This window comes from Dorea sp. AGR2135, assembly GCF_000420885.1.
GTDB classification, from domain to species: domain Bacteria; phylum Bacillota; class Clostridia; order Lachnospirales; family Lachnospiraceae; genus Dorea; species Dorea formicigenerans.
The window spans coordinates 25,044-49,636 of record NZ_ATVU01000013.1 but is presented as its reverse complement, the minus strand read 5'-3'; the positions used below and the strand labels follow the sequence as shown (position 1 = coordinate 49,636).

The 24,593-nt window shown below is 41.0% G+C and carries 25 protein-coding genes, 1 pseudogene and 1 other annotated feature; of the genes and pseudogenes, 13 read left to right on the top strand and 13 right to left on the bottom strand.

All coding sequences use genetic code 11. The features are described 5' to 3' along the window. The 7 genes from G593_RS0109660 to G593_RS0109630 form a co-directional block, all read right to left on the bottom strand. Complete coding sequence (locus G593_RS0109660) at positions 1-303, bottom strand: 4Fe-4S binding protein (protein ID WP_005330565.1); 303 nt, start codon at positions 301-303, stop codon at positions 1-3. Then, on the bottom strand, positions 303-875 hold the full coding sequence (locus G593_RS0109655; protein ID WP_005340983.1) for a 2-oxoacid:acceptor oxidoreductase family protein: 573 nt from the start codon (positions 873-875) through the stop codon (positions 303-305). The genes G593_RS0109660 and G593_RS0109655 overlap by 1 nt, the downstream gene beginning before the upstream one ends. Positions 876-1,012: 137 nt before the next feature. Further along, positions 1,013-1,256, bottom strand: a binding site (T-box leader). Between the two features lie 117 nt (positions 1,257-1,373). Continuing rightward, a complete protein-coding gene (locus G593_RS0109650; protein WP_005340985.1) occupies positions 1,374-2,339 on the bottom strand; it encodes an ABC transporter ATP-binding protein in 966 nt (321 codons plus the stop codon). Then, positions 2,339-3,313, bottom strand: coding sequence for an ABC transporter ATP-binding protein (locus G593_RS0109645; RefSeq protein WP_029731563.1), 975 nt, complete (start codon positions 3,311-3,313; stop codon positions 2,339-2,341). Before G593_RS0109645 ends, G593_RS0109650 begins: the two co-directional genes overlap by 1 nt. A 19-nt stretch (positions 3,314-3,332) precedes the next feature. Continuing rightward, positions 3,333-4,166 carry an ABC transporter permease gene (locus G593_RS0109640; RefSeq protein WP_029731562.1) on the bottom strand — a complete coding sequence of 278 codons (834 nt, stop codon included), beginning with the start codon at positions 4,164-4,166 and terminating at the stop codon, positions 3,333-3,335. Then, entirely contained in the window at positions 4,159-5,139 is a 981-nt protein-coding gene (locus G593_RS0109635) for an ABC transporter permease (protein WP_005340988.1), read from the bottom strand. Before G593_RS0109635 ends, G593_RS0109640 begins: the two co-directional genes overlap by 8 nt. Before the next feature lie 82 nt (positions 5,140-5,221). Next, a complete protein-coding gene (locus G593_RS0109630) occupies positions 5,222-6,784 on the bottom strand; it encodes an ABC transporter substrate-binding protein (RefSeq protein ID WP_005340989.1) in 1,563 nt (520 codons plus the stop codon). Positions 6,785-7,096: 312 nt separating this feature from the next. Here G593_RS0109630 and pepT point away from each other — a divergent pair, with 312 nt between their 5' ends. Continuing rightward, positions 7,097-8,323 carry a peptidase T gene (pepT, locus tag G593_RS0109625; protein ID WP_029731561.1) on the top strand — a complete coding sequence of 409 codons (1,227 nt, stop codon included), beginning with the start codon at positions 7,097-7,099 and terminating at the stop codon, positions 8,321-8,323. A gap of 121 nt (positions 8,324-8,444) precedes the next feature. Here the strand turns inward: pepT and G593_RS0109620 are convergent, their stop codons facing one another. The 6 genes and pseudogenes from G593_RS0109620 to G593_RS0109595 all read right to left on the bottom strand — a co-directional run. Then, positions 8,445-9,422, bottom strand: a complete 978-nt coding sequence (locus G593_RS0109620; RefSeq protein ID WP_029731560.1) for an ABC transporter ATP-binding protein — start codon at positions 9,420-9,422, stop codon at positions 8,445-8,447. Positions 9,423-9,424: 2 nt separating this feature from the next. Next, positions 9,425-10,417, bottom strand: coding sequence for an ABC transporter ATP-binding protein (locus tag G593_RS0109615; RefSeq protein WP_029731559.1), 993 nt, complete (start codon positions 10,415-10,417; stop codon positions 9,425-9,427). Next, positions 10,417-11,313, bottom strand: a complete 897-nt coding sequence (locus G593_RS0109610) for an ABC transporter permease (RefSeq protein WP_029731557.1) — start codon at positions 11,311-11,313, stop codon at positions 10,417-10,419. The genes G593_RS0109615 and G593_RS0109610 overlap by 1 nt, the downstream gene beginning before the upstream one ends. Positions 11,314-11,327: 14 nt before the next feature. Beyond that, the gene (locus tag G593_RS0109605; protein WP_029731556.1) at positions 11,328-12,281 is read right to left on the bottom strand and encodes an ABC transporter permease; all 954 of its coding nucleotides are present in this window, start codon (positions 12,279-12,281) and stop codon (positions 11,328-11,330) included. 135 nt (positions 12,282-12,416) lie between these two features. After that, on the bottom strand, positions 12,417-13,985 hold the full coding sequence (locus G593_RS0109600; protein ID WP_029731555.1) for an ABC transporter substrate-binding protein: 1,569 nt from the start codon (positions 13,983-13,985) through the stop codon (positions 12,417-12,419). Between the two features lie 220 nt (positions 13,986-14,205). Then, a pseudogene (locus G593_RS0109595) lies at positions 14,206-14,790 on the bottom strand (polysaccharide deacetylase family protein); the annotation flags it as partial. A 169-nt stretch (positions 14,791-14,959) separates the two neighbouring features. Here G593_RS0109595 and G593_RS0109590 point away from each other — a divergent pair. The 12 genes from G593_RS0109590 to G593_RS0109535 all read left to right on the top strand — a co-directional run bounded on the left by G593_RS0109590 (position 14,960) and on the right by G593_RS0109535 (position 24,543). After that, entirely contained in the window at positions 14,960-18,013 is a 3,054-nt protein-coding gene (locus G593_RS0109590) for an SrtB-anchored collagen-binding adhesin (protein WP_029731553.1), read from the top strand. 238 nt (positions 18,014-18,251) lie between these two features. Continuing rightward, positions 18,252-18,578, top strand: coding sequence for a YdcP family protein (locus G593_RS0109585; RefSeq protein WP_002323337.1), 327 nt, complete (start codon positions 18,252-18,254; stop codon positions 18,576-18,578). Between the two features lie 15 nt (positions 18,579-18,593). Next, positions 18,594-18,977, top strand: a complete 384-nt coding sequence (locus G593_RS0109580) for a YdcP family protein (RefSeq protein ID WP_028087239.1) — start codon at positions 18,594-18,596, stop codon at positions 18,975-18,977. 305 nt (positions 18,978-19,282) lie between these two features. Continuing rightward, the gene (locus G593_RS0109570) at positions 19,283-20,677 is read left to right on the top strand and encodes an FtsK/SpoIIIE domain-containing protein (protein ID WP_029731552.1); all 1,395 of its coding nucleotides are present in this window, start codon (positions 19,283-19,285) and stop codon (positions 20,675-20,677) included. A 183-nt stretch (positions 20,678-20,860) separates the two neighbouring features. Continuing rightward, positions 20,861-22,057 carry a MobT family relaxase gene (gene mobT, locus G593_RS0109565; protein WP_029731551.1) on the top strand — a complete coding sequence of 399 codons (1,197 nt, stop codon included), beginning with the start codon at positions 20,861-20,863 and terminating at the stop codon, positions 22,055-22,057. A gap of 12 nt (positions 22,058-22,069) precedes the next feature. Next, the gene (locus G593_RS0109560) at positions 22,070-22,204 is read left to right on the top strand and encodes a DUF3789 domain-containing protein (protein ID WP_029731550.1); all 135 of its coding nucleotides are present in this window, start codon (positions 22,070-22,072) and stop codon (positions 22,202-22,204) included. Then, complete coding sequence (locus G593_RS0109555) at positions 22,205-22,426, top strand: hypothetical protein (protein ID WP_002323342.1); 222 nt, start codon at positions 22,205-22,207, stop codon at positions 22,424-22,426. Positions 22,427-22,512: 86 nt separating this feature from the next. Further along, on the top strand, positions 22,513-22,719 hold the full coding sequence (locus tag G593_RS0109550) for a hypothetical protein (protein WP_029731548.1): 207 nt from the start codon (positions 22,513-22,515) through the stop codon (positions 22,717-22,719). Between the two features lie 73 nt (positions 22,720-22,792). Beyond that, positions 22,793-23,212 carry a nuclear transport factor 2 family protein gene (locus tag G593_RS0109545; RefSeq protein ID WP_029731547.1) on the top strand — a complete coding sequence of 140 codons (420 nt, stop codon included), beginning with the start codon at positions 22,793-22,795 and terminating at the stop codon, positions 23,210-23,212. Between the two features lie 91 nt (positions 23,213-23,303). Further along, a complete protein-coding gene (locus tag G593_RS19455; protein WP_081646525.1) occupies positions 23,304-23,600 on the top strand; it encodes a conjugal transfer protein in 297 nt (98 codons plus the stop codon). Further along, the gene (locus G593_RS0109540; protein WP_029731545.1) at positions 23,519-24,022 is read left to right on the top strand and encodes an antirestriction protein ArdA; all 504 of its coding nucleotides are present in this window, start codon (positions 23,519-23,521) and stop codon (positions 24,020-24,022) included. The genes G593_RS19455 and G593_RS0109540 overlap by 82 nt, the downstream gene beginning before the upstream one ends. Before the next feature lie 17 nt (positions 24,023-24,039). Beyond that, positions 24,040-24,543 carry an antirestriction protein ArdA gene (locus G593_RS0109535; RefSeq protein ID WP_029731544.1) on the top strand — a complete coding sequence of 168 codons (504 nt, stop codon included), beginning with the start codon at positions 24,040-24,042 and terminating at the stop codon, positions 24,541-24,543. Positions 24,544-24,593 lie beyond the last annotated feature (50 nt).

Sequence of the window (24,593 nt, the reverse complement as noted above, 5' to 3'; positions counted from 1 at the left end):
TTATTTCACTCCTTCCATCGTAATTGCACCGAACGGACATGCTTTTACGCAAATACCGCATCCTTTGCAATGGTCATAATCAAATGCGCCTCTTTTCATATCCTTAACCGGGATACAACTGTCCGGACAGACAGGTACACATAACAGGCACTGTTTACATTTGTCTTCAATAAATTCCGGCTTTACACTTGTCCACTCACCGGTGTGGAAATCCTTTGAAGTTCCTGCTCCGGCAACGATCATTCCTTCAGTCAGATCCTGCCATTTTGTCTTAACTCCTAATTTGCTGATATCTGTAGCCATTATTTTACCTCCTTCAGTGCCATCTCAAGAGCCTTCATGTTACCATCGATAACCTCTGGCTTGCTGGCGAATTTATGTTTGAAAGAAGCCTGCATCTCTCTTAAAAATGTCTCTTCGTCCATGATATTTGCAACTTTTACGATTGCTGCAAGAAGCGGTGTATTCGGGAAATATTTCCCCATAGCTTCCATAGATACTTTGTGTGCATCTATCGTGTAAAGTTTTCCTTCGTATCCTTTCAGATGTGGAATAATCTCTTCTTTCGGGCGGGCTGTATTTACAAGGATTGCCCCTTCTTTTTTCAGTCCTGCTGTTACATCTACAGTCTCAAGAAGTGACTCGTCTACAACAACTACGAACTCTGGATCATAAATGTTAGAATGTACACGGATCACCTCATCGCTGATTCTGTTGTACGCTGTAATCGGCGCACCCATACGCTCCGGACCATACTCCGGAAATCCCTGTACGTATTTTCCTGTCTTAAATGCAACATCAGCTAACAGTAATGCTGCTGTCTTGGCACCCTGACCGCCACGGCCATGCCATCTGATCTCTGTGTGATTACTCATGCATCTTCTCCTTTCTCTTGTTGTGTATAAGTATGACGCCTACGGATCACTCCACGCTTTAACTCTTCTACATCTATGCTTCTATTCGTGCAAAGCTTGTGTCACTGGCATCATATATACAAAAAGTCCGCCCCTGAAATAGGGACGGACATATTATCAGTTCCGCAACCACCCTGTTCTTCTAAAACAAGTGATATTCACTACGTACAATCATACGTGATTTCTATAACGGGAAATCCCCGTGAAAACTTACCTGATGTGATTCTTTCAGCTTTCCTTCTCAGAGATGATTTTCAAAATAAGCCTCCCACTGTCTTTCAGCACCGACAGCTCTCTGTAGGGAAATCTCTTATCTCTACTCTTTCTCTTCACAGAATTTAAATTATAGAGCGCAATCTGTTTTTGCGTTACATAAATATTACTCTATATTCAGAGAAAGGTCAATAGGTTTTTGAAAAATTATAACCACTACATTTTTGTTACACATCTGTAACTTCTTTATTCGTCCTCCAAGTGGCATGCCACGTAGTGGTCTTCCCCAATCAGGCGAAGTGCTGGTTCTTCCTCTCGGCATCTTTCTGTTGCGTATTTGCAGCGATTCTGGAAACGGCATCCCTTTGGTGGGTCTACCGGACTTGGGATTTCTCCACCCATTTTAATTCGCTCTTTCTTCGCCTCTACGTGTGGATCTGGAATCGGAATCGCAGACAGAAGTGCCTGTGTATATGGATGTGCCGGCTGCTCATACAAGCGGTCAGCGGCTGTAATCTCCACTACTTTTCCAAGGTACATGACCATAACACGGTCGGAAATGTATTTTACCATAGAAAGGTCATGGGCGATAAACATATAAGTCAGACCCTTTTCTTCCTGCAATTTATCGAGCAGATTTACAATCTGAGCCTGAATAGACACGTCAAGAGCAGAAATCGGCTCATCACACACGATAAATTCTGGTTCTACTGCCAGTGCTCTGGCAATTCCAATACGCTGCCGTTGTCCACCTGAAAACTCGTGGATATAACGCTCTCCATACTGTGCATTCAGACCGACTGTTACGAGAAGTTCATTAACCCTCTCTTTAATCTCTTTCTCGCTCTTTGCCAGTCCATGTGCTCGGATTCCTTCTGCGATGATGTCCTGAACTTTCATCTTCGGGTCCAGGGACGCATACGGATCCTGGAAAATAATCTGCGCGTGCTTCGTGAACTGCTTGCGCTCCTCACCTTTCAGTTTGTGTACATCTTTTCCTCGGTAGAGAACTTCTCCATCTGTTCTGTCATACAGACCAAGAACTGTTCTTCCACATGTTGTCTTTCCGCAGCCGGATTCTCCTACGACGCCAAGTGTCTCACCCGGACGAATGTAGAACGAGACATCGTCAACGGCTTTTAAAGTTCCTTTTCCGACTTTGAAATATTTTTTCAGTCCTTTTACTTCTAACAAATATTCGTTCTTCTCCACTATCGTCCCTCCTTCTGAAGCCAGCAGCATACTTCGTGACATTCACTCAGCTTACTTTCTTCCGGAAATGCTGTTTCACAGATGTCCATTCTTTCTTTACATCTCTGTGCGAATGGACACCCCTTCGGCGGATTAATCATGTTCGGCGGTGCGCCTTCGATTGTCTCCAGTTTCTCGCCTTCCATATCCAGACGCGGAACTGCACGCAGCAGTGCCTTTGTATAAGGATGGGTCGGACGATAGAAAATATCTTCTGCCGTGCCACGCTCCACGATTTTTCCTGCATACATAACAATAATATCTGTAGCAAAATTTGCAACAATTCCAAGATCATGTGTAATCAGGATAATACTCATCGGGTGCTCTTTCTGAATCTCTTTCATCATATCCAGAATGTCCGCCTGAACTGTTACATCAAGTGCAGTTGTCGGCTCATCGGCAATAAGAAGATCCGGATTCAGTGTCATTGCAATAGCAATCATAACACGCTGGCGCATTCCACCGGAAAACTCATGCGGATACTGCTTCATACGCAGCTCTGGATTCGGGATTCCTACTCTCTCCAGCATCTGAACTGCTTCTGCCCACGCTTCCTGTTTGCTCACTTTCTTATGAACTCGGATTTTTTCCATAATCTGTTTTCCAACAGTCATAGTCGGATTCAACGCTGTCAGCGCATCCTGAAAACAAATGGAACATTTCGGTCCCCGGTAAGCTTCCCACTGTTTCCTATTATATTCCTGAATATTTTCCCCCTGGAAAATTATCTGACTGTCTTTGCTTACATATCCAGGCTTTTTAATCAATCCCATAATCGACTTTGATGTAACAGATTTTCCACAGCCGGACTCTCCTACGATAGCTGTCACACTACCTTTTTCTATATCAAATGATACATCCCGTACAGCCTGTACTTCCCCTTTTAATGTCCGGAATGATACAGATAAATTTTTCACTTCTAGTACTTTACTCATTTTCTGCTCTCCTTCCTGACTATTTCACTAATTTCGGATCTAACATCTGCTGTAACATATCTCCTAATACATTAAAGCATAAAACTGTTACAAGAATCATCACTCCAGGTGCCACTGCCATAATTGGGTTATGTAAAATAAATTTCTGAGCTGTCTGCAACATACTTCCCCAGGAAGCCATCGGAAGCTGAACTCCGTAACCTAAGAAACTAAGTGTAGACTCATCCAGAATCGCATTTGCAATACTAAGGCTTGCTGACACGATGATCTGCGGCATCAGATTCGGAATGATATGCTTACGAATAATAGTTCCCTGGCTTACACCCAGAGCTTTTGCAGCAATCACAAAATCTCGCTCTTTGAGTGTCAGGGTCTGTGCACGCACAACTCTGGCTACCTTGGTCCATGAGAAAAAGGCCAGCATTCCTACCAATGTTACAAGGTTACGTGGCATAAATGCATATACAACAATAATAAACAGCAAGCTTGGGACAGACATAAATACATCAACGATACGCATCATAAATGCATCAACTGCACCACCCATGTATCCACTGATGGTTCCAAACAGTGTACCTACTATAACTGCCACGCACATTGCTGCAAATCCAACAAGCAATGAAATACGTCCCCCATATAAAGTTCTTGTAAATGTATCTCGTCCGATATCATCAGTTCCAAGAATATGTGTACTGCTGATTCCCTGCATTTTTTCTGCTACGTTAGATGCATCTGGATCATACGGAGAAAGAGGAGCCATTAAAGAGGCAATTACTATAATCAAAATCAGAACTGTACAGACAACAGCCATTTTGTTTGAAAGAAACATTTTCTTCATTGCTTTTCTATCCATTACTCTTCTCCTTTCCCTGTTTAATTCTCGGATCCGCAAATCCATATAAAATGTCTGCCAGGAAGTTACCAATTAAAAGTACGACACAGGCAAGCATCGTGATTCCCATAATCATCGTATAGTCACGGCTGTTGATTGCACTCATACAAAGAGTTCCAAGTCCCGGCCACCCAAAGACAGACTCTACAACGAATGAACCTGTAATCAGTGTTCCAAAGTTCATTCCAACCATTGTAATAATCGGGAGCAGACAGTTCTTCAATACATGTCCTTTCATGACTTGGAACTGCGGCACCCCCTTTGAAACTGCTGTCATAACATAATCTTCTTCCATCTGCTCAATGGTATTTGCACGGATATATCGTACAAATACTGCTGTATTATTTACACTCAATACAAGTGTCGGAAGGATTGCATGCTTAATCAAATCTCCAGTAGATGTATTTCCAATTGCGTGCATACCTGAACTTGGAAGCCAGCCCAGATTCAGGGAAAACAAAATGATCATCATAATTCCGAACCAAAAAGCTGGCAGGGAAATTCCAAGGTACGAAATTCCACTGACGATATTATCAATCCATTTATTCTTATAATATCCTGCTAAAAGTCCAAGTGGTATAGATAACAGGATTGACAGTACCAACGCTGCTCCCATAAGTCCGATTGTATTCGGAAGTTTATCCATAATCTGTTTCTTAACCGGCTGGTGGTTACTGACAGACAGTCCCCAGTCACCTTGTAACATTTTTCCTGCCCAGCTCACATAACGCTCTGCTACATTTCCATTCAGCCCCAAAGATTCACGCATGGCATCTAACTGTTCATCCGACATCTTATATGATGAAACTGCCGGTGAAGTATACAGATACAGTGGATCTCCAGGAGAGAAATAAATAATAGAAAACGCAAACATGGATACTGCAACAAATACAACGAGCATCTGTGCAAGCCGCTTTGCAATAAATTTTTTCATTCTGATTTTCTCCTATATTCAGAAATAGATTCTGCATAAAACAGAATCTATTTCGGCTTTTCGTTATCTTGTTACATTTATCTTATTTGAAAGACAGTTTTGTATAATCCTCAAATACTGGTGTTGTTGAATATGTCTCTGCTCCCTCAAGGTTGTCGCTTGTAGCAAAGCAGTAGTTAGGGTAAGCGATTGGGTATGTCAGATAAGACTCCATTGCTTTCTCCTGTAACTCTTTGTAGATCTCTGTTCTCTTCTCTACATCTGTAGTTTTTCTACCCTGCTCGAAGAGGTCAAGAATCTCCTGTGGAGTATCGATGTTATTGCCCCATGTTCCATCGAACATACCAGCTACGACCTCACCTGGGTCACCGATTGCTGCATACTCATTCAGGTATAACTCATAATCATCCTTATCTGTGAATACTACATCGAAGAATCCGTTTGCATCAATTCCCTGAATGTCAACATTTACATCGATTGCTTTTAACTGCTCCTGAATCAGAAGTGCTGTTGCCTCCATGTAACTTCTGTCTGTGTTATAGTGAAGAGTAATTGTCTTTCCTGCAAGTCCTGAACTCTGAGCTAACTTCTTAGCCTCGTCAAGATTCTGCTCATACCCTTTTACGTCCTTATCGTAGAACAGGTTTCTGTTACTGAAAACAGAGTTTGCTGTTGTTCCCATAGAATCTCCGTAAGCGCCCTTAACGATTTCTTCCTGGTTCAGTGCCATAAATACAGCTTTTACTGCATCACGGTTCTCCCATGTAGGGCAGTATTTGTTCCAAGCGAGGTATTTTACACGTCCCTCTGCTAATTTATGAAGAGTAACTCCGTCTGTCTCTTCCATCTCTGTTGCTACATCATCAGAAGATACTGCGAAGAAATTGATCTCGCCATTCTTAAATGCAACTTCCTGTGAACTTGCATCTGGAATAACTTTGAATGTAATCTGGTCAATCTGCGGCTCATCACCATAATAGTCCTCGAACTTCTCAAATGTCAGAGACTCACCGTCTTTGAACTCTACAAGTTTGTACGGACCAGATCCGATATCTGTAAGGTTAGCATCTGCAGACTTGATGTCTGTATTTCCGTCAAATGCATGCTCTGGAATCAGAATTAATTTCCCAAGAAGCTCATAGTAAGAAGCAGAAACTTCTGGAAGTGTGAATTTAACTGTCAGGTCATCAACCTTCTCAGCCTTAACTTCTTTGTCACCTACAAATACAACATTGGTATAACCGGCACCGTTGTCTGTGTTCAGGTTACAGTTAAATGTAAAGATTACGTCATCTGCTGTAATCTGCTCACCATCATGCCATTTCAGATTATCTTTTAATTTTAATGTATACTCAAGACCATCCTCAGAAACCTCACAACTATCAGCCAGGTACCATCTTGTCTCGTCCTGGTCAACATAGTAGAGTTTATCCTGGTATGGAGCAAGCTGGAAAGCTCCCTCTGCCATTGTCTCTAAGTCACCGTTTAAGCTTGTTACTGTTGCAGATACCGGCATTACCAGTGAACTGCTGTCACTGCTGGAAGCAGAATCTGTAGACTTGCTGTCAGAACTTTTCCCACAACCAACTGCTACAGTTGCTACCATTGCTACACATAAAAGTGCGCTGATAATTTTCTTTTTCATTCGTTTCCTCCTTAGGTTTACTTTTGTTTCTTTGCATTATTCATTACATGTTGACACTGTATTTTTCCTGTCACATATTGTCAACAATTCATAAGTACGAGCATTATTATATCAAGCTAACATTTCATTTGTCCAATCAAGATTTTAAATAAAAGAGACAGCAAATATTAAACTATTCTATATATGTTCTTTAAATAGAGTGTACTCTAGTTTTCCTCCCATTTTACGGGCTTTCCTGGGATTTAAAACTAATGCATTTTCCCTTTAAATATGCTACGATATATAATATAAATCACACACAAGGAGAGCTCTATGAAAGCTTATGAACGCTTATTAAAATATGTCGCAATCAACACTCCATGCGATGAAACCAGTAACACAACACCTTCTTCGAAATGTCAATTTGACCTGGCTAATCTTCTGAAAGATGAAATGCAACTCCTCGGTGTTTCTGACATTCACCTCACCGAACATTGTTTTCTCTATGGAAAACTTCCAGCCACGAAAGGATATGAAAATGCTCCTGCACTTGGTTTTATTGCTCATATAGATACTGTATCTGATTATTGCGAACATGCAATTCAGCCAGTCATAACTGAAAATTATAATGGCAAAGATCTGCCCCTTGGAAGCAGTGGTCTTATTCTTAGTCCTGATATGTTTGAACATCTCAAAGCTCTAACCGGCCACACACTGATCACGACCGACGGCACAACCATTCTGGGAGCTGACGATAAAGCCGGAATTGCTGAGATTATAACACTGGTTGAACACTTGCAGTCCCAGCAGATACCTCATGGCCCGATTTGTATTGCTTTTACGCCTGATGAAGAGATTGGAACCGGTATCTCCCTTTTTGATATAGATTTGTTCGATGCCGATTTTGCATATACACTTGACGGCTCTACGGAGGGGAACTTACAATATGAAAACTTTAATGCTGCCAGCGCCTCTTTTGACATTCATGGCGTGAGCGTCCACCCTGGTTCTGCTAAAGATACTATGATCAATGCCTGTCTGCTCGCTATGGAAATTAATAACCAACTTCCCAAACACGAAACACCACGTGATACTGCAGGTTATGAAGGCTTCTATCATTTAGTTCATATAGCTGGAGACTGTGGTTCTGCTCATATGGATTATATTATTCGGGATCATGACAACACTGAGTTTCAAAATCGCAAAAATCACCTTCTTTCCATTGCTGAACAATTAAATGCAAAATGGTGCGCAGGAACCGTAGAACTTTGTATAACCGACCAGTATTATAATATGAAAGATATCATTGAACAAAATATCCACTTAATTGAAAATGCAAAATCTGCGTGTGAAAGAGTTGGACTAATTCCTAATATTTCTCCAATCCGTGGAGGGACTGATGGTTGTCATCTTAGTTTTCGCGGACTTCCATGCCCTGATATCGGAACTGGGGCACACGCTTATCACGGTCCTTATGAACACATTTCTGTCCAAAGCATGGATAAAGTTGTAGACATGGTCATAGAACTGGTAAAAATCTATTCTACATTTTCAAAATAATCTGCCTAAAAGATAATTACAACTAAATACTTTCAGCAACACCATATCAAAAAAAGCGCCGCTCATACAAAATATAAGTGACGCTTTTTCTGATTTATTATGCTAATTTAAAAGGCTTATACTAGTCATTATTATATCTATGACAGGCTACTTTATGTCCCGCTTTCACTTCTCTAAGTTCCGGTCTTTCTTCCTTACAACGATCTGTTGCATATGGACATCTTGTATAGAACGCACAACCTTTAAAATCTTCTGTTCGAACCGGCTGTTCTCCACTTAATCCTTTTAATTCCGTACGTTTGATATACGGATCAGGAACCGCCTCAAACAATGCTTCCGTATATGGATGCAATGGATGCTCAAAAAGTTCTTCTGTCTCTGTCTCTTCCATCAGAGTTCCAAGATACATAACTCCGATTCTGTCTGAAATAAAACGTACTACACCGATATCATGAGAAATAAACAAAAGACTCAGTCCCAATTCTTTTTGAAGTTCCACAAGCATGTTCAAAATCTGAGCCTGAATAGATACATCCAGCGCAGATACCGGCTCATCGCAGACAATCAGCTTCGGCTGGATAATCAAAGCTCCGGCAATTCCAAGTCTCTGAACCTGTCCGCCTGATAATTCATGTGGGAACCTGAAATAATGCTCTTCGGAAAGTCCTACCTTTTTCAGGATTTCAACTACGGCTTCTCTTCTCTTCTCATTATCTGTCATTCCGTGGATTTTTAAAGTCTCACTTAAACCATCTCCGATTCTCTGTCTCGGATTAAGCGCTGATAAAGTGTCTTGAAATACCATCTGAATGTCTTTACGCAGTGGGCGAAATTCTTTATCACTTAATTTACATAAGTCCTTTCCATCGTATAAAATCTCTCCACTATCTGCATGATTCAGACCAACAATTGTTCTTCCTGTCGTAGATTTTCCGCATCCAGATTCTCCTACCAGTCCGTAAGTTTCTCCTTTTTCAATAAAGAAAGACATATCATCGACCGCACACATATGTTTCTTCTTTGCAAATAATTTTCCAGAATTATCATACACCGGATATGATTTTTTTAAATGTTTTACTTCAAGCAAATGTTCACTCATCTTTACACCTCCTGCTTTCCGGATTCGGCATATTTCCAACATTTCACTACATGCCCCGGAGCAACTTCACAGGCTGGCGGCTCATGTTCCATGCAGTGCTGATCTGCCATCTTACATCTGGTACAGAAATGACACCCTACCGGTACTTTAGATAACGGAGGCACTGATCCTTCAATCACTGGCAGCGGTTCTCCTTTTTTCACTCCAAGGTGCGGAATACATGACAGTAGTCCTTGTGTATATGGATGCAGCGGATTTTGGAACAATTCTTCTGTAGATGCTTCTTCAACTACCTGGCCAAGATACATAACTTTTACATTATGGCATAAATTCGCAACTGCTCCCATGTCATGGGTAATAAACAATACAGACATTCCAAGCTTTTCGTTCAATTCACGGATCAGCTGCAGAATCTGTTCCTGAATGGTTACATCAAGTGCTGTTGTTGGCTCATCCGCAATCAAAAGCTTTGGCTCGCAGGATAATGCCATTGCAATCATAACACGTTGCTGCATACCACCAGAAAGTTCATATGGATACTGTTTAAAACAGTTTTCCGGATTGGGGATTCCTGTCAACTTTAACATCTCAATTGCTTTTTCTTTTGCCTGTTCTTTATTTAACCCTTTATGCAAAGTCAGTACTTCACTCAACTGACTGCCTACAGTATGAACCGGACTCAATGAAGTCAATGGATCCTGAAAAATAACCGAAATACGGTCTCCTCTGATATCACGGATTTTATTTAAAGGCTGCTTTAACAAATCTTCACCTTCGAATAAAATTTCACCTTCATATCGGACATTTGTATCATGATCACGAAGTCTTAGAATCGTCTGGGACATAACACTTTTTCCGGAACCAGATTCACCAACTACTCCTGTAATCTCCCCTTTTTCAATCTTCAAATTCACGCCATCTACTGCCGGAAGCCACTTTTTATGTACCGGGAACAGAACGTGTAAATCTTTAATCTCTAATATTGTATCATTCATTATTTTTTCACGCCTCCTTTTGTTCTCGGATCCATAAAGTCACGAAGTCCATCTCCAAAAAGATTTAGACTCAGTACACATATAATAACTGCTGCTCCTGGTACAATCATTGTCCAAGGTGCCTTTGAAAGTACTGCTTTACTTGCTTCCAGCATATTTCCCCAACTGGCTGCCGGTGCCGGAACACCCGCTCCAAGGAAGCTAAGAGATGCTTCTGAAATAATTGCCTGTGAAAAAATGTAAGAAGCCTGAACTGTCAGCGGTGAAATAACGCCCGGAAGAATCAGTTTCCATAAGATTCTGAAATTTCCGCTTCCCTGTACTTTTGCAGCTTCTACATAAGTCTGCTCACGAATAACCATAGCGCTGGCACGTACTGTACGTGCTACGTTTGGAGTATATACAATTGTAAGTGCTACAACTACATTCCAGCTTGATGTTCCAAGTGCCGCAATCAATGCAATCGCAAGTAAGATTCCCGGAATTGCAATCAATCCATCACAGATTCTCATAAGGATCTGATCAAGCACTTTGAAATAACTTGCATAAAGTCCGATAATTGTTCCCAAAACACAGGAAAAGATTGCAACACAACCGCCAACCCAAAGAGAAACTCTTGCTCCGTACATTACACGGATAAATAAGTCTCTTCCTAATTCATCTGTTCCAAAAATATGTGCAGCACTTGGTGCTTTCAGACGATCCATGACCACCATTGCATTTGGATCCTGCGTGTTGAGAATCGGAACTAATATTGCAGTAACCAGAATTAATAAAAATCCAATTGTTCCGATAATCAGTCCCGGACTTGCGAGTAATTTTTCTCTTGTGATCTGTCGTTGTTCTTTTATAATTGCCTCACTGGAGGCAGAAATTCCTTTTCTTGTTAATACCATTTTCCGCCCTCCCGTTATTTATTTCTGCCTGGCTGCAGTCTTGGATCTACAAATCCATATAAAATATCAACCACAAGATTTACCAGTACATACAATAATGTTACAAATAATACAACTCCCTGGATTACATATACATCTCTTCGATTAATAGAACCCATCGTCAACATTCCAAGCCCCGGAATATTAAACAATGTCTCCGTTACGATTGTTCCTGTAATCAGACTTCCAAATGACTGTCCGACTGCTGTAAGAATTGCAGGCGCCGCATTTTTAAGTGCATAGCGAAGAACTACTTTTCTTTCTTTTAATCCTTTTGCTCTTGCTGTGCGAATATAATTTTTATATAACACCTCAAGAAGTGATGATCTTGTCATTCGTGTAATATAAGCAGCTTGTACAATTCCAAGTGAGAGTGCAGGAACAAACAGATATTTCCAATGTTCCAACAGTCCATTTGCCAATGGTGCATACCCTGCTACCGGGAACCAGCGATGATACACACTAAAAAATAACATTAAAAACATACTTAAAAGGAATCCTGGAATTGCAATACCAAGTAATGACACAGATACTGCTGCTACATCAGTCGCGCTTCCTCTCTTATATGCTGCAAGAATCCCAAGTGGTACAGAAAGAACTAATGCAATTAACTGCGCAAGAATTGCAAGGCTGATTGTTGGGCCAAAATATTCAGCAATTGCTTCTGTTACAGACTCATGTAAAAAAAATGAATCCCCCCAGTTTCCCTGAAATACATTGACAATCCAGTCACCATACTGTACAAGAAATGGTCTGTCAAAACCAAGCTGCGCATTCAAAGCATTTATCTGATCTGCTGATGCTTCCAGTCCTAAAATTGCTGTTGCAGGTCCTCCCGGTATCATATATACAACCAGAAAAACCACAAACGACACAACAAAGAGTACAGGAATCAATGACAGAATACGTTTTCCAATATAAGATAACATATAATTTCCTCCTCCATGGTTTTTAAGTTCAATGAAAATATTACTTAAATTTGCAAAAGCGGCGGTTGCTTTCGCATTCCGCCGCTGTGTTTACTATTCAAGACTCACCTAGATGTAAGCAAACTCTTCCATCTATTACTCTGCAAAAGTGATATTCCAGTAAATTGGGAATCTCAGGTACTGATAATTCTCAACTTTGCTGTTCATAGCTGTAATATTTGTGAAATGTCCGATAACACTTGCTGCACCATATTCATAAATGAATGACTGAAGATCTTCCCATGCAGCTTTTGCTTCTTCGTTAGAAGATGCTGAACGGATTGCTTTGATTCCGTCTGTTACTTCCGGACGATCCAGTCCTGCCCATCCTTTATCCAGTACTGATAACTGAATTGGAAGCATATTGTAGCTGTTACTTGTAATATACATACTAAACTGTTTCGGATCTGCACGGTGCTCCATGAATGTGCTGAAGTCGTAACTTTCAACTTCTGCATTGAATCCTGCTGCTTTTAACTGCTCCTGAACAACTAATGTTGCGTTGTACATCTCATTGTATTCTGGTGTTGTAACTAATACGATTTTTTCGTTGTTGTAGCTTGACTCAGAAAGAAGCTTTTTCGCTTTCTCTACATCATTCTGATTGTAATATTCAGAGCCAGCCTCTGTTCCCCACTGAGCATCATCCGGATTACACCAACCTGCATTCAGCTTATAAAGATCAGCATCTCCATAACTTGCCATCAGAATATCATCACAGTTAAGTGCTGCAAGAGCTGCCTGACGTACTTTCTCATCAGCCATAACACCCTCTGTTGTATTCAGGAACAGGTTCAGTGTACCACCACTACGAACATCCATAGTCAGATTCTTGTCTGCTGCAAGATCTTTGTACTGATCTGCCGGGATATCCTCAGCAATGTCATACTGACCATTCTGTACACCTGCAATACGAGTAGCTGTATCTGTTACAATGTTAAATGTGATTGTGTCAGCCTGTGCATTTTTTGCTCCTGCAAGACCACTGGATTCTCCTTCAGCCGGCTGATAATCCTCATATTTTTCAAGTTTTACATACTGATCCTGCTTCCACTCTGCTACTTTGTACGGACCAGTTCCAATATATTCCTTTACACCCTCATCACTTGCTGAATCAACAACTGACTTTGGATAAATAGCTGCAAACTGAATCGGGCTTGCAAGAACCATGATGATATCAGAAGACGGCTCATTTACAGTAAGTTTCACTGTATAATCATCTACTTTTTCAAACACTGAACCGTCAATGAGTGTTTTAGCCTTTGGTGAAAGCTTCACCCAACGATTCATAGATGCTACTACATCATCTGCCTTCATCTCATCTCCGTTGTGGAATTTTACTCCCTGACGAAGTTTGATTGTGTACTCTTTTCCATCATCGCTCATCTCATAAGACTCTGCAAGTACTGGCTGTGGTTCATAATTCTCATCCATCTGGAACAGAGCTTCATAAATATGAATTCCAATTCCACCTGTAACATTAGCATTTACAGTGTGTGGATCAAGTGCAGGTGGATTTGCTGCAATTGCTGCATTAATCTCAAACTGCTTAGCTGTAGAATCTGCATTTCCAGATGTAGAACTGGATTTGCTGCCACCACAACCTGTTGCCATAGTTGCGATCATTGCGACACATAAAAGTGCGCTTACGATTTTCTTTTTCATAAAGTTCTCCTTTTCTTTTTCTCCAGTTGTATCACTGCTTTATTGAGCAATAATTATCAACGTTAACAAGTATACATTTAATGTTACCACAATTACTTTTCCATTGTCCAATCAAGAATTTAAATAAAAGGAACAGCAAATATTAAACTATTCTATATATGTTCTTTAATTGATGTGTATGTTCTGATTTTTCGCCCATTTTACAGGCTTTTCGAGGAATCTATTTTGCGTCCGGAATTTGCCTTCCGGTCACATCCATATGGTAATTTTCTTTATAAATCAGTTGCGATATCGGCACTACCTGATAACCTTTTTCTTTCAATCCGTCCAGCAATGCATCCAGAGCATCTGCCGTATATTTCGCTCCATTGTGGCACAAGATAATCGAACCATTTCCAAGTGCCTTATGATTCAGCACCGTATTTAAAATACTATCAACCCCGTAGTCTTTCCAATCCAAACTATCCACGTCCCACTGAATCGGATAATATCCATTTTCCCTGGCATTTAAAACAACGGCGTCATCATAATCTCCATATGGCGGGCGAAACAACTGCATCTTGACTCCTGTCAACTCCTTCACTTTTTCATGAACACTCATTAACTCTTGTGTCTTCTCCTCATCGGAGAGCTGAGACATATTCTTATGATTCTGACTGTGGTTTCCAAGGTCATGGCCTGCCTCATAGATTGCTTTCACATCGTCAGGATAACTTTCGACCCACCCGCCAGTCATGAAAAATGTGACATGTACATCATGTTCCTTTAAAATGTCCAGGATTCTCTGGGTATCATCATTCCCCCATGGAGGTTGTAGATAACGCAAGTGATGAAAACAACGAAAATACAAGGAGAAAGGCAACTGTTGTACCTATTAAAATAGAATATGTGTGAGAGGACAAGCCTTTCAATAATGTAGACGTTCAGAAATGAGCGTCTATTTTTATACCTAAAATGAAAGGAGCATTAGATTTATGAAAAAGATGTTGAAACGATTGTGTACGGGCTTCTTAGCTCTTGCAACTGTCGTTACTGCTTTACCGACTATACCCGTCCATGCAGAAAGTAAGCAATACTGGACGGAAAGTGCGGAGCGTGTCGGTATCATTGAAAAAGTAATGAATGACGGTTCTATTGGTTCGACATTCAATGAGGGCTATATGAAAGTCGAGGGCGAAACTGCCTATTGTATTGACATCAATACAGATTTTAAGAACGGCTACAAGACCAGAGCTGACGCAAGCTCACGCATGAGTGCCGACCAGATTTCAGATGTGGCGTTATCCTTAGAGTATGTCAAACAGTATGGCGAAGCTCACAAGGAACTGAACTACAAGCAAGTCTATCTGTTGGAACAATGTGTTGTCTGGCAGAGATTGAGCGTACATCTTGGCTGGCAATGTGATAACGTGCGAGCTTCTTATGATGAAATTCCAAAGGCAACGCAGGACGAAGTTTTTGCTGGTGCGAAAGCCTTTGTCAAAGAAAATAAAGGGCGCTATGAATGTGGCGGTTATATCTACTCTGGCGAGGGGCAGGAATTGGGACAATTCTGGGCGAAACTGAATGTTGGAAATGCAAAACTGCAAAAGACTTCCAGTAATGCCAGCATTGCAGACGGTAACGGGAATTACTCTGTCGCTGGTGCAACCTATGGTGTCTTTGCTGATAAGGACTGCACGAAACAGCTTGCCCCCCTTACGACTGATGAAAACGGCAATACTGATATTGCAGAGGTAAAGGCTGGCACAGTTTATATCAAGGAATTATCCGCACCAGCAGGATATAAAGTAGATAAAACTGTATATTCCTTAAAGGTTGAAGCTGGAAAAACAGCGACTTTGAAAGTATCAGATACACCGAAAGTAACGGACACTTTGATTGAGCTTTTCAAGATTGATATGGAAACACAGAAAGACAATCCGCAAGGGAACGCTTCTTTAGCAGGTGCGGAATTTACATGGAAGTATTATGCTGGCTTCTACAATAAAGGAAATCTCCCTGCCGAAGCTACTCGTACATGGGTTACAAAGACAATCGCTGAAACAGACAGTGACGGGACAACTCATTACATCACAAAATTAGCGGACGCATACAAGGTATCTGGCGACAGCTTCTATATGCAGGACGGCAAAGCGGTTCTTCCACTTGGAACGCTAACCGTTGAAGAAACAAAAGCTCCAAACGGCTACTTGTTAGAGGGTGCATATATGCAGACTGGCGATAAGTCCGAACAGATAAAGGGCTTATATGTAACACAGATTACCGAGGACGGCGACCTTGCCGTATTATCTGGAAGTAACCAGTTTTCCGTATCAGACAAGGTTATCCGTGGCGGTGTGAAAATTCAGAAACGAGATTTAGAAACGGGCGATACCAAACCACAAGGAAGTGCAACCTTGAAAGATACTGCCTTTGACATCATTTCCTTAAATGATAATGCGGTATTGGTTGAGGGCAAGTTATACAAGAAAAATGAAGTGGTAAAAACAATTCGTACAGATATTGAGGGTATCGCTTCTACTTCTTCTGACCTCTTACCTTATGGAAATTTCCGTATCGTTGAAAGTGAAGCTCCCGACGGTTATTTAACTGACGGTGCAAAACCGATTGATTTTACAATCACAGAAAATGGAAAAATCGTAGACTTAACCGACGAAGCTCATTCTATCTATAATCAGATTAAGCGTGGGGATATTGAGGGCGTGAAAATCGGTGCAGGCACACACAAGCGTCTTGCTGATGTTCCCTTTAGGATCACAAGCAAGACGACGGGCGAAAATCATGTAGTGGTAACTGATGATAACGGGCAATTCTCCACTTCTTCTGACTGGGCTTCACATAAGCACAATACCAACGCAGGCAAGACCAGTGAGGACGGTGTATGGTTTGGAACTTCTGAACCAGACGACAGCAAGGGTGCGTTGCCTTATGATACCTACATCATTGAAGAATTACGCTCTGATAGTAACAAAGGCTTTGAACTTATCCCACCTTTTGAAATCGTGGTATCAAGAAATAACCTTGTGATTGATTTAGGAACACTAACTGATGAATACGAAAAAGAAATCTCTATCCATACCACAGCGACCAGCAAAGACGGCGAAAAGACTATCCTTGCAGGAAAAGAGATTACGATTGTTGATACTGTAAAATTGGACGGACTTACAAAAGGCACAAAATATCAGCTCAAAGGCTGGCAGATGTTAAAGGAAGAAAACGCAGAACTTCTTATTGACGGGAAACGTGTAGAAAACGATTATACCTTTGTCGCTGATGATGAGGAAATGAAAGTGGAAATTTCCTATACATTCAATGCGTCTGCTTTAGGTGGCAAAAACCTTGTTACCTTTGAAGAATTGTATGATTTCAGCAATCCAGATGAGCCCGTGAAAGTTGCAGAACACAAAGACATTGAGGACGACGGGCAAACCGTTTTAATCACAGAGCGTATCATCAAAATTCATACGACTGCTACCGATAAGGACGGCAACAAAGAGCTTGAAGCTGGAAAAGAGGTAACAATCCTTGATACCGTAACCTTAGAGGGCTTAGAAGTCGGTACACAGTACAAACTTGTGGGCTGGCAGATGTTGAAAGAAGAAAATGCAGAACTTCTTATCAATGGAAAGCGTGTGGAAAGTGATTATACTTTTACTGCTGACAGTGAAACTATGAAAGTGGAAGTTGTTTTTACGTTTGACGCTACTTCTCTTGACGGCAAACAGCTTGTAACTTTTGAGGAATTGTACGATTTCAGCAATCCAGACGAGCCGAAGAAAGTTACCGAACATAAAGACATTGAGGACAAGGGACAGACGATTACCTTTAAGGAAAAGCCAGAAGTCCCAGAAGAACCAGAGAAACCCGAAACACCACAGACACCAGAAAAGCCAAATAAGCCTAGCGACAGTCCCAAAACGGGCGACAGTACAAATGTAATGGCATTTGTCGTGATGTTGCTTGCGTCTGCTGGTGGACTGGCTGGAACATATCTTTACAAACGCCGTAAAATGAAGAAATCATAAGGCGGTAACAGTATGAGGAAAGAAAAATCACGCTCTCCGCCGAAGCTGTCAAACGGCAGACTTCCGCTTATTCTGGCTTATCTGCAAACAACCTGCAAGAACACGGATAGTCAAGGGTGCGTAAGCATTTATTTTACCCTTTACTATCGGTGGGATTGCTGGTACTTTCCTAACCGCCAGAATAAGAAATTGATTGTAATTAACTTATCAAATATAGAAAGAAACGAGGTAAAACAATATGGAAATGAAATATGTCGTGCCAGATATGGCACAGTCTTTTGGAACTCTTGAATTTGCAGGCGAAAGCGAGCCAGTCTTTGAAAAAGATAAAAATAACCGAAGGGTCTTAACTAGACGAAGCTATAACCTTTACTCTGACGTACAGAAAGGCGAAAATGTTGTGGTGGAAATTCCCGTGCAGGCTGGCGAAAAGCATTTTAAGTATGAACAGAAAGTAAAACTTGTCAATCCGAAGTTATACGGCAGAGGTTACGCAATCGGGGATATGGGACATACCGATTATGTGTTGCTTGCTGATGATATTGTAGCAGTTGAAGAAAAGTAAAGGAGTGAAGAATTTATGAGATTATCAAACGGGTTTGTCATTGACAAAGAGAAAACATTTGGAGAATTAAAATTTACAGCGGTGCGTGATGTGTTCTTACAGAATGAGGACGGGACACCGAGTACCCAGCTTAAAAAGCGTATCTATGATTTGAAGTGCAGTCTGCATGGTGGAATTATCCCCGTATCTGTACCGCCAGAAGTGCCGTTAAGGGAATTTCCGTACAATGCAGTCGTGGAGCTTGTCAATCCCGTAGCCGATACGGTATCAAGAAAGACGTTTGGTGGTGCAGATGTGGACTGGTATGTAAAAGCAGAGGATATTGTCTTGAAGAACAAAGGCAACCAAAACGCAGGCAGTCCACAGAATAATAACATGCAGGGACAGCCGAAAAAATAGGCTTGCCGAATAAATTTTCATTGTAACGGATATATGGAACTGCTATAATATGGGTATGAAGAAACGGACAAATTTCAGTTTGCTCAGTTGAATGATAGAAAAAAAGAATTTAGGGAGGTGGAAATATGCATCCTAATTTTTGGTTAATTATGGTGTGTGCAGTTGTTGCAATAGGAACAGGTGTGATTGCAAGTAAGAAAAAGAAATAATGCAAATCTTAGTTTGACAACTTCATATCCATTATACAAAGCAGTTAGTCTTAGGATTGACTGCTTTTTTCATACCCAGAAAGGAGTGATTGATTTATGCGTACTATTTGGAACAAAGGACACCGTATCAGAGCCAGCGACAAGCACCTTGTCTACCACTTTTCCATAGGAACGCTTCTGTTTGTATTCGTGGCGGTTCTCCTGCTACTGAATATGAAACAGCTCATGCGTACCGATTGGGAACATTTCAGTTTGTTAGAGAACGGCTTGACGCTCTCCCCTTACAACTTCATAACCATACTGATAGCGACTGGTGTTTGTGCATTGGTCGCTTTTCTGTATTACCGCTTCTGTTACGACAGTTTCAAGAAGCTCCTGCACCGTCAAAAGCTGGCACGAATGATACTGGAAAATAAGTGGTATGAAGCCGATACCGTACAAGACAGCGGTTTTTTTACTGACCTGCAAAGCAGATCAAGGGAAAAAATCGTCTGGTTTCCAAAGATTTATTATCAAATGGAAAAAGGATTGCTTCATATCCGCTGTGAAATTACGCTGGGGAAATATCAAGACCAGCTTTTACGGTTAGAGGACAAATTGGAAAGTGGCTTGTATTGTGAGCTGACCGACAAGACCCTACGTGACGGTTATATCGAATATACCCTGCTTTATGATATGATAGCGAACCGCATTACCATTGATGAAGTACGGGCAGAGAACGGCTGTCTTAGATTGATGAAAAATCTTGTCTGGGAATATGACGCACTCCCTCACGCTCTGATTGCTGGTGGGACTGGTGGCGGTAAAACCTATTTTCTGCTGACGCTCATTGAAGCCTTACTGCATACCAACGCTGTCCTTTATATCTTAGACCCGAAGAACGCTGACCTTGCAGACTTAGGGACAGTTATGGGAAATGTGTATCACACCAAAGAAGAAATGATTGATTGCGTCAATGCCTTTTATGAGGGAATGGTACAGCGAAGTGAGGAAATGAAGCGACACCCGAACTATAAGACGGGCGAAAACTACGCCTATCTGGGACTGCCACCCCGCTTTCTTATCTTTGATGAATATGTGGCATTTTTTGAAATGCTGGGGACGAAAGAAAGCGTGAGCTTACTTAGCCAGTTAAAGAAAATCGTTATGTTAGGACGACAAGCAGGATATTTCCTTATCGTCGCCTGCCAGCGTCCAGACGCAAAGTATTTCTCGGACGGTATCAGAGATAACTTCAATTTCCGTGTGGGACTTGGACGTATCAGCGAATTAGGTTACGGTATGCTGTTTGGTTCAGATGTGAAAAAGCAGTTTTTCCAGAAGCGTATCAAGGGGCGTGGCTATTGTGATGTGGGAACAAGCGTTATCAGTGAATTTTACACGCCTTTAGTCCCGAAAGGACATGATTTTTTGCAGATTATTGGCTCTCTTGCACAAGCAAGGCAGGACGGGACGGCGACGTGCGAAGCGAAAGGCGACGGCACGGACTAGCCGTTGCTGGTGTGGCGTAAGCCACGCCAGCAGGTAAAACCCCTCGGTATCTAACAGAGGGGTACGTTTGCAAATAGACAATAGGCAAAAAACATAGGAAACATAAGGCTTCTGGCATGATTTCCTAGCAAAAATCGGCTGTGAAGTCGCCTTAAAAAACTTCACACTTGACAGATTGGGGGTATGGTTCTGAATGAAGAACAATGGATAAAAGAATTACGGGAGAAACGGATTGCTTACGGTATCTCACAAGGCAGGCTGGCGGTAGCTTCTGGTATCACAAGGGAATATCTCAACAAGATAGAAAGCGGAAAAATGAAGCCGTCAAAGGAACTTCTGGAAATGCTGTATAAAGAACTGGCAAGGTTCAATCCAGAAGCACCGCTTACCATGCTGTTTGATTATGTAAAAATTCGTTTTCCCACGCTGGATATACAGCACATCATCAAAGATATATTAAAACTGAATATCAATTATATGCTCCATGAAGATTACGGACATTATAGTTATACGGAGCATTACTCTTTAGGGGACATCTTTATCTATACGTCGGCTGACGAAGAAAAAGGTGTCCTTTTAGAGTTAAAGGGGCGTGGTTGCAGACAGTTTGAAAGTTACCTGCTGGCACAGCAAAGAAGCTGGTATGACTTTCTCATGGACGCACTCATAGACGGTGGCGTGATGAAGCGTATCGACCTTGCTATCAACGACCATACGGGCATTTTGGATATTCCAGAGCTTGCGGAAAAATGCAGGAAACGGGAATATATCGGAAAGTCCAGAAGCTATAAGTTTTATCAGTCGGGCGAGCTTATCAAGCACAGAGAGGACGAAAGAGAATATATGGGACGTACCCTTTATCTTGGTTCGCTGAAATCAGATGTGTATTTCTGTATCTATGAAAAGGACTATGAGCAGTACGTCAAGTTAGGGACACCGCTTGAAGAAGCCGACATTATCAATCGTTTTGAGATAAGGCTTCGCAATGAACGAGCCTATTATGCAGTACGAGATTTGCTGACCTATTACGACGCAGAGCAGACCGCCTTTTCTATCATCAACCAGTATGTGCGGTTTGTTGATGAAGAACCAGACAAGCGGAAAAATGACTGGAAACTCAATGACCGCTGGGCTTGGTTTATCGGCGATAACAGACAGAGCTTGAAGCTGACGACAAAGCCAGAGCCTTACACCTTAGACCGTACATTGCGGTGGGTACAAAGGCAGGTAGCACCAACCTTGAAAATGCTGAAAAAGATTGATAAAGGAAACGGTACAGACTACATGGAAACAATCGAACAGCAGGCAAAACTTACAGAAAAACATGAAATGATAATCAAACAGCAGACGACCCCTGCAAAAGATTTAGTAGAAAGTTAGGAGTGATGAAAAATGTGGATATTATTAAAAGACTTCCTGCTGGTATCTATGGGAATGGGTATCGGTGTGGTCTTGATGTGTATTTTGAATGTTGGCAAAGAAGCTGACCGTGAAATGAAACAATTAGAAGAAAGCGAGGACAATTAAATGAATTTCGGACAAAATTTGTATCAATGGTTTTTATCAAACGCACAGAGCTTAGTGCTTATGGCGATTGTGGTTATCGGTATCTACTTAGGGTTCAAGCGTGAGTTTTCCAAACTTATCGGTTTCTTGGTAGTTGCCTTGATTGCTGTCGGCTTAGTATTCAATGCTGGCGGTGTGAAAGATGTACTGTTAGAACTGTTCAATAAGATTATCGGTGCATAAAATTTTATTGCAGTGCTGATATGATAATGTTATGATATGGATATGAAGAAAGTGACGAATTAGAATTTGAAAGTGAGATGAGAAATATGTTTGGATCACCAGCATTATTGATGAGAAAAAGAATAATTTTAAAGAAACTAGAACAAAATGGTGCAATATCAGAAGAAACTGCAAAAACATTAGAAGAAATAGGTGTATTTAATCCTAATGCTTTTTCAAAATTAAATGACAAATTGGTAAAAGATAAGATTTTAATTAGAACAAAAACTGATAAATATTATTTGAATAGGTAATCGCAAAATTTCAGTTTTACGATTTCATATCCATACACAAAGCATTTAGTCTTAGGGATTGAGGTGTTCTATTATGAGTGAGAGAGAAAAAATCATTCGTTTATGGTTTGATATGTGGCTGAAACAGCAAGATTTAGGAATGGATAAAATTTTTACAGAAGATGTTGTTTATACGGAAAGCTGGTGTCCTAAATATGAAAATCTAAAAACAGTAAAACATTGGTTTAATGAATGGAATACCCGTGGTAAAGTCATTATTTGGGATATTAAACAGTTCTTTCATAAAGAAAATCAAACTGTCGTAGAATGGTATTTTAAAAATGAAATGAATACGGGAAATGTTGAAAAATTTGACGGTATTTCCTTAATTGAATGGACAGAAGATAACAAAATCAAATCATTAAAAGAATATGGTTGCAATCTGAATAACTACAATCCATATCAGCACAGCGATAACCCTCAATTTAGAGATGAAAAAACAAACTGGTTTTAAAACTTAATCAAATTATATCCATATACACAAAGCAGTTAGTCTTAGGATTGACTGCTTTTTTCTTACCAAAATTTCAGATTGGAGTGATGAAATGAGCGATATTTTTAAGGATATGCAGTCAAAAGTCGGCTGTGATTATATTTCTGACCTGCCCTCTTACAAGCGTAAGGTATGGCATGAAATGAAACGGCTGAACCCTGCCGACTATGAAGAAAGACAGTTAGAAGATTTCTCAAAGTATGTGTTTGGTATGTCGTACCAGACCATAAAAGATGTGATGAAACAACAGAAAGGACGTGAGGAACAATGCAGGAAACAAGGGTGCTGGTGGAAACGAGAGGAACAACTGGCGAGGAAACAATATCATACTGGTTTGAACTGCCGATAGATGTTGCCGAGTTTGAAGAAAAGTTAGGTATCGGTGCAGAAAGTGGGAATTATCGTATTATCGAAAAGGTGTTGCCTTATGCTGATGAAGTCCACGAACATACCAGCGTGTACCAGCTCAACGAATTAGATTTTATGTACCGCCAGCTTTCAAGTGATATGCAGGAAGAATATGTATCACTACTTACGGTGTTTGAGAATTTAGAAGCACTTTATATTTGCAGGAACGTGATTACGGTTTATCCCGACTGCAAAAGCATGATTGATGTTGCAAGGCAAAAGTTGATGAACGACCCGACATTTAAGCATTTATCCGAGGAATGTCAAGAATATTACTTTGACTTTGAAGCCTATGCTTCTCACTTGCAGGAACACGGGAAATTTTTAGTAACAGAACACGGTATCTTTGAACTGCCAGAGTAAGAAATGAGGTGGTGTTTATGATTGATGATATGGCGGTTTACATTGCTAATCTTGGCAAATACAATGAGGGCTATTTAGTTGGTGCTTGGTTCACATTTCCTATTGACGGGGAAGATGTGAAAGAAAAAATCGGCTTGAATGAACAGTATGAGGAATACGCAATCCATGATACCGATAACTTTCCCATTGCGATTGGCGAGTATGTTTCCATTGAAGAACTGAACTCTATGTATGAAATGATAGAGGAACTTCCCGACTATATCGTAGAATGTCTGGACGAATTTATCAGTCACTACGGGACGCTGGAAGAAGTCGTGGAACACAAGGACGACATTTATTATTATCCCGACTGTGAAACTATGACAGACGTTGCCTATTACTACATAGACGAATTGCAGGCACTTGGGGACATTCCACCCAGCTTACAGAACTACATTGACTATGAAGCCTACGGGCGAGATTTGGATATGGGCGGTTGCTTTATTGAAACAAGCCGAGGTATGTGCGAGATACCATATTAACGCTGGAAGATCAGCGACAAGCATGGTTGCTACTGACAGCGTATTTCTCT

Coding starts and splice junctions, on each gene's coding strand:
- G593_RS0109660 (WP_005330565.1), bottom strand. CDS start 303: ATGGCTACAGATATCAGCAAATTAGGAGTTAAGACAAAATGGCAGGAT.
- G593_RS0109655 (WP_005340983.1), bottom strand. CDS start 875: ATGAGTAATCACACAGAGATCAGATGGCATGGCCGTGGCGGTCAGGGT.
- G593_RS0109645 (WP_029731563.1), bottom strand. CDS start 3,313: ATGAGTAAAGTACTAGAAGTGAAAAATTTATCTGTATCATTCCGGACA.
- G593_RS0109640 (WP_029731562.1), bottom strand. CDS start 4,166: ATGGATAGAAAAGCAATGAAGAAAATGTTTCTTTCAAACAAAATGGCT.
- G593_RS0109635 (WP_005340988.1), bottom strand. CDS start 5,139: ATGAAAAAATTTATTGCAAAGCGGCTTGCACAGATGCTCGTTGTATTT.
- G593_RS0109630 (WP_005340989.1), bottom strand. CDS start 6,784: ATGAAAAAGAAAATTATCAGCGCACTTTTATGTGTAGCAATGGTAGCA.
- pepT (WP_029731561.1), top strand. CDS start 7,097: ATGAAAGCTTATGAACGCTTATTAAAATATGTCGCAATCAACACTCCA.
- G593_RS0109620 (WP_029731560.1), bottom strand. CDS start 9,422: ATGAGTGAACATTTGCTTGAAGTAAAACATTTAAAAAAATCATATCCG.
- G593_RS0109615 (WP_029731559.1), bottom strand. CDS start 10,417: ATGAATGATACAATATTAGAGATTAAAGATTTACACGTTCTGTTCCCG.
- G593_RS0109610 (WP_029731557.1), bottom strand. CDS start 11,313: ATGGTATTAACAAGAAAAGGAATTTCTGCCTCCAGTGAGGCAATTATA.
- G593_RS0109605 (WP_029731556.1), bottom strand. CDS start 12,281: ATGTTATCTTATATTGGAAAACGTATTCTGTCATTGATTCCTGTACTC.
- G593_RS0109600 (WP_029731555.1), bottom strand. CDS start 13,985: ATGAAAAAGAAAATCGTAAGCGCACTTTTATGTGTCGCAATGATCGCA.
- G593_RS0109590 (WP_029731553.1), top strand. CDS start 14,960: ATGAAAAAGATGTTGAAACGATTGTGTACGGGCTTCTTAGCTCTTGCA.
- G593_RS0109585 (WP_002323337.1), top strand. CDS start 18,252: ATGGAAATGAAATATGTCGTGCCAGATATGGCACAGTCTTTTGGAACT.
- G593_RS0109580 (WP_028087239.1), top strand. CDS start 18,594: ATGAGATTATCAAACGGGTTTGTCATTGACAAAGAGAAAACATTTGGA.
- G593_RS0109570 (WP_029731552.1), top strand. CDS start 19,283: ATGCGTACTATTTGGAACAAAGGACACCGTATCAGAGCCAGCGACAAG.
- mobT (WP_029731551.1), top strand. CDS start 20,861: ATGGTTCTGAATGAAGAACAATGGATAAAAGAATTACGGGAGAAACGG.
- G593_RS0109560 (WP_029731550.1), top strand. CDS start 22,070: ATGTGGATATTATTAAAAGACTTCCTGCTGGTATCTATGGGAATGGGT.
- G593_RS0109555 (WP_002323342.1), top strand. CDS start 22,205: ATGAATTTCGGACAAAATTTGTATCAATGGTTTTTATCAAACGCACAG.
- G593_RS0109550 (WP_029731548.1), top strand. CDS start 22,513: ATGTTTGGATCACCAGCATTATTGATGAGAAAAAGAATAATTTTAAAG.
- G593_RS0109545 (WP_029731547.1), top strand. CDS start 22,793: ATGAGTGAGAGAGAAAAAATCATTCGTTTATGGTTTGATATGTGGCTG.
- G593_RS19455 (WP_081646525.1), top strand. CDS start 23,304: ATGAGCGATATTTTTAAGGATATGCAGTCAAAAGTCGGCTGTGATTAT.
- G593_RS0109540 (WP_029731545.1), top strand. CDS start 23,519: ATGCAGGAAACAAGGGTGCTGGTGGAAACGAGAGGAACAACTGGCGAG.
- G593_RS0109535 (WP_029731544.1), top strand. CDS start 24,040: ATGATTGATGATATGGCGGTTTACATTGCTAATCTTGGCAAATACAAT.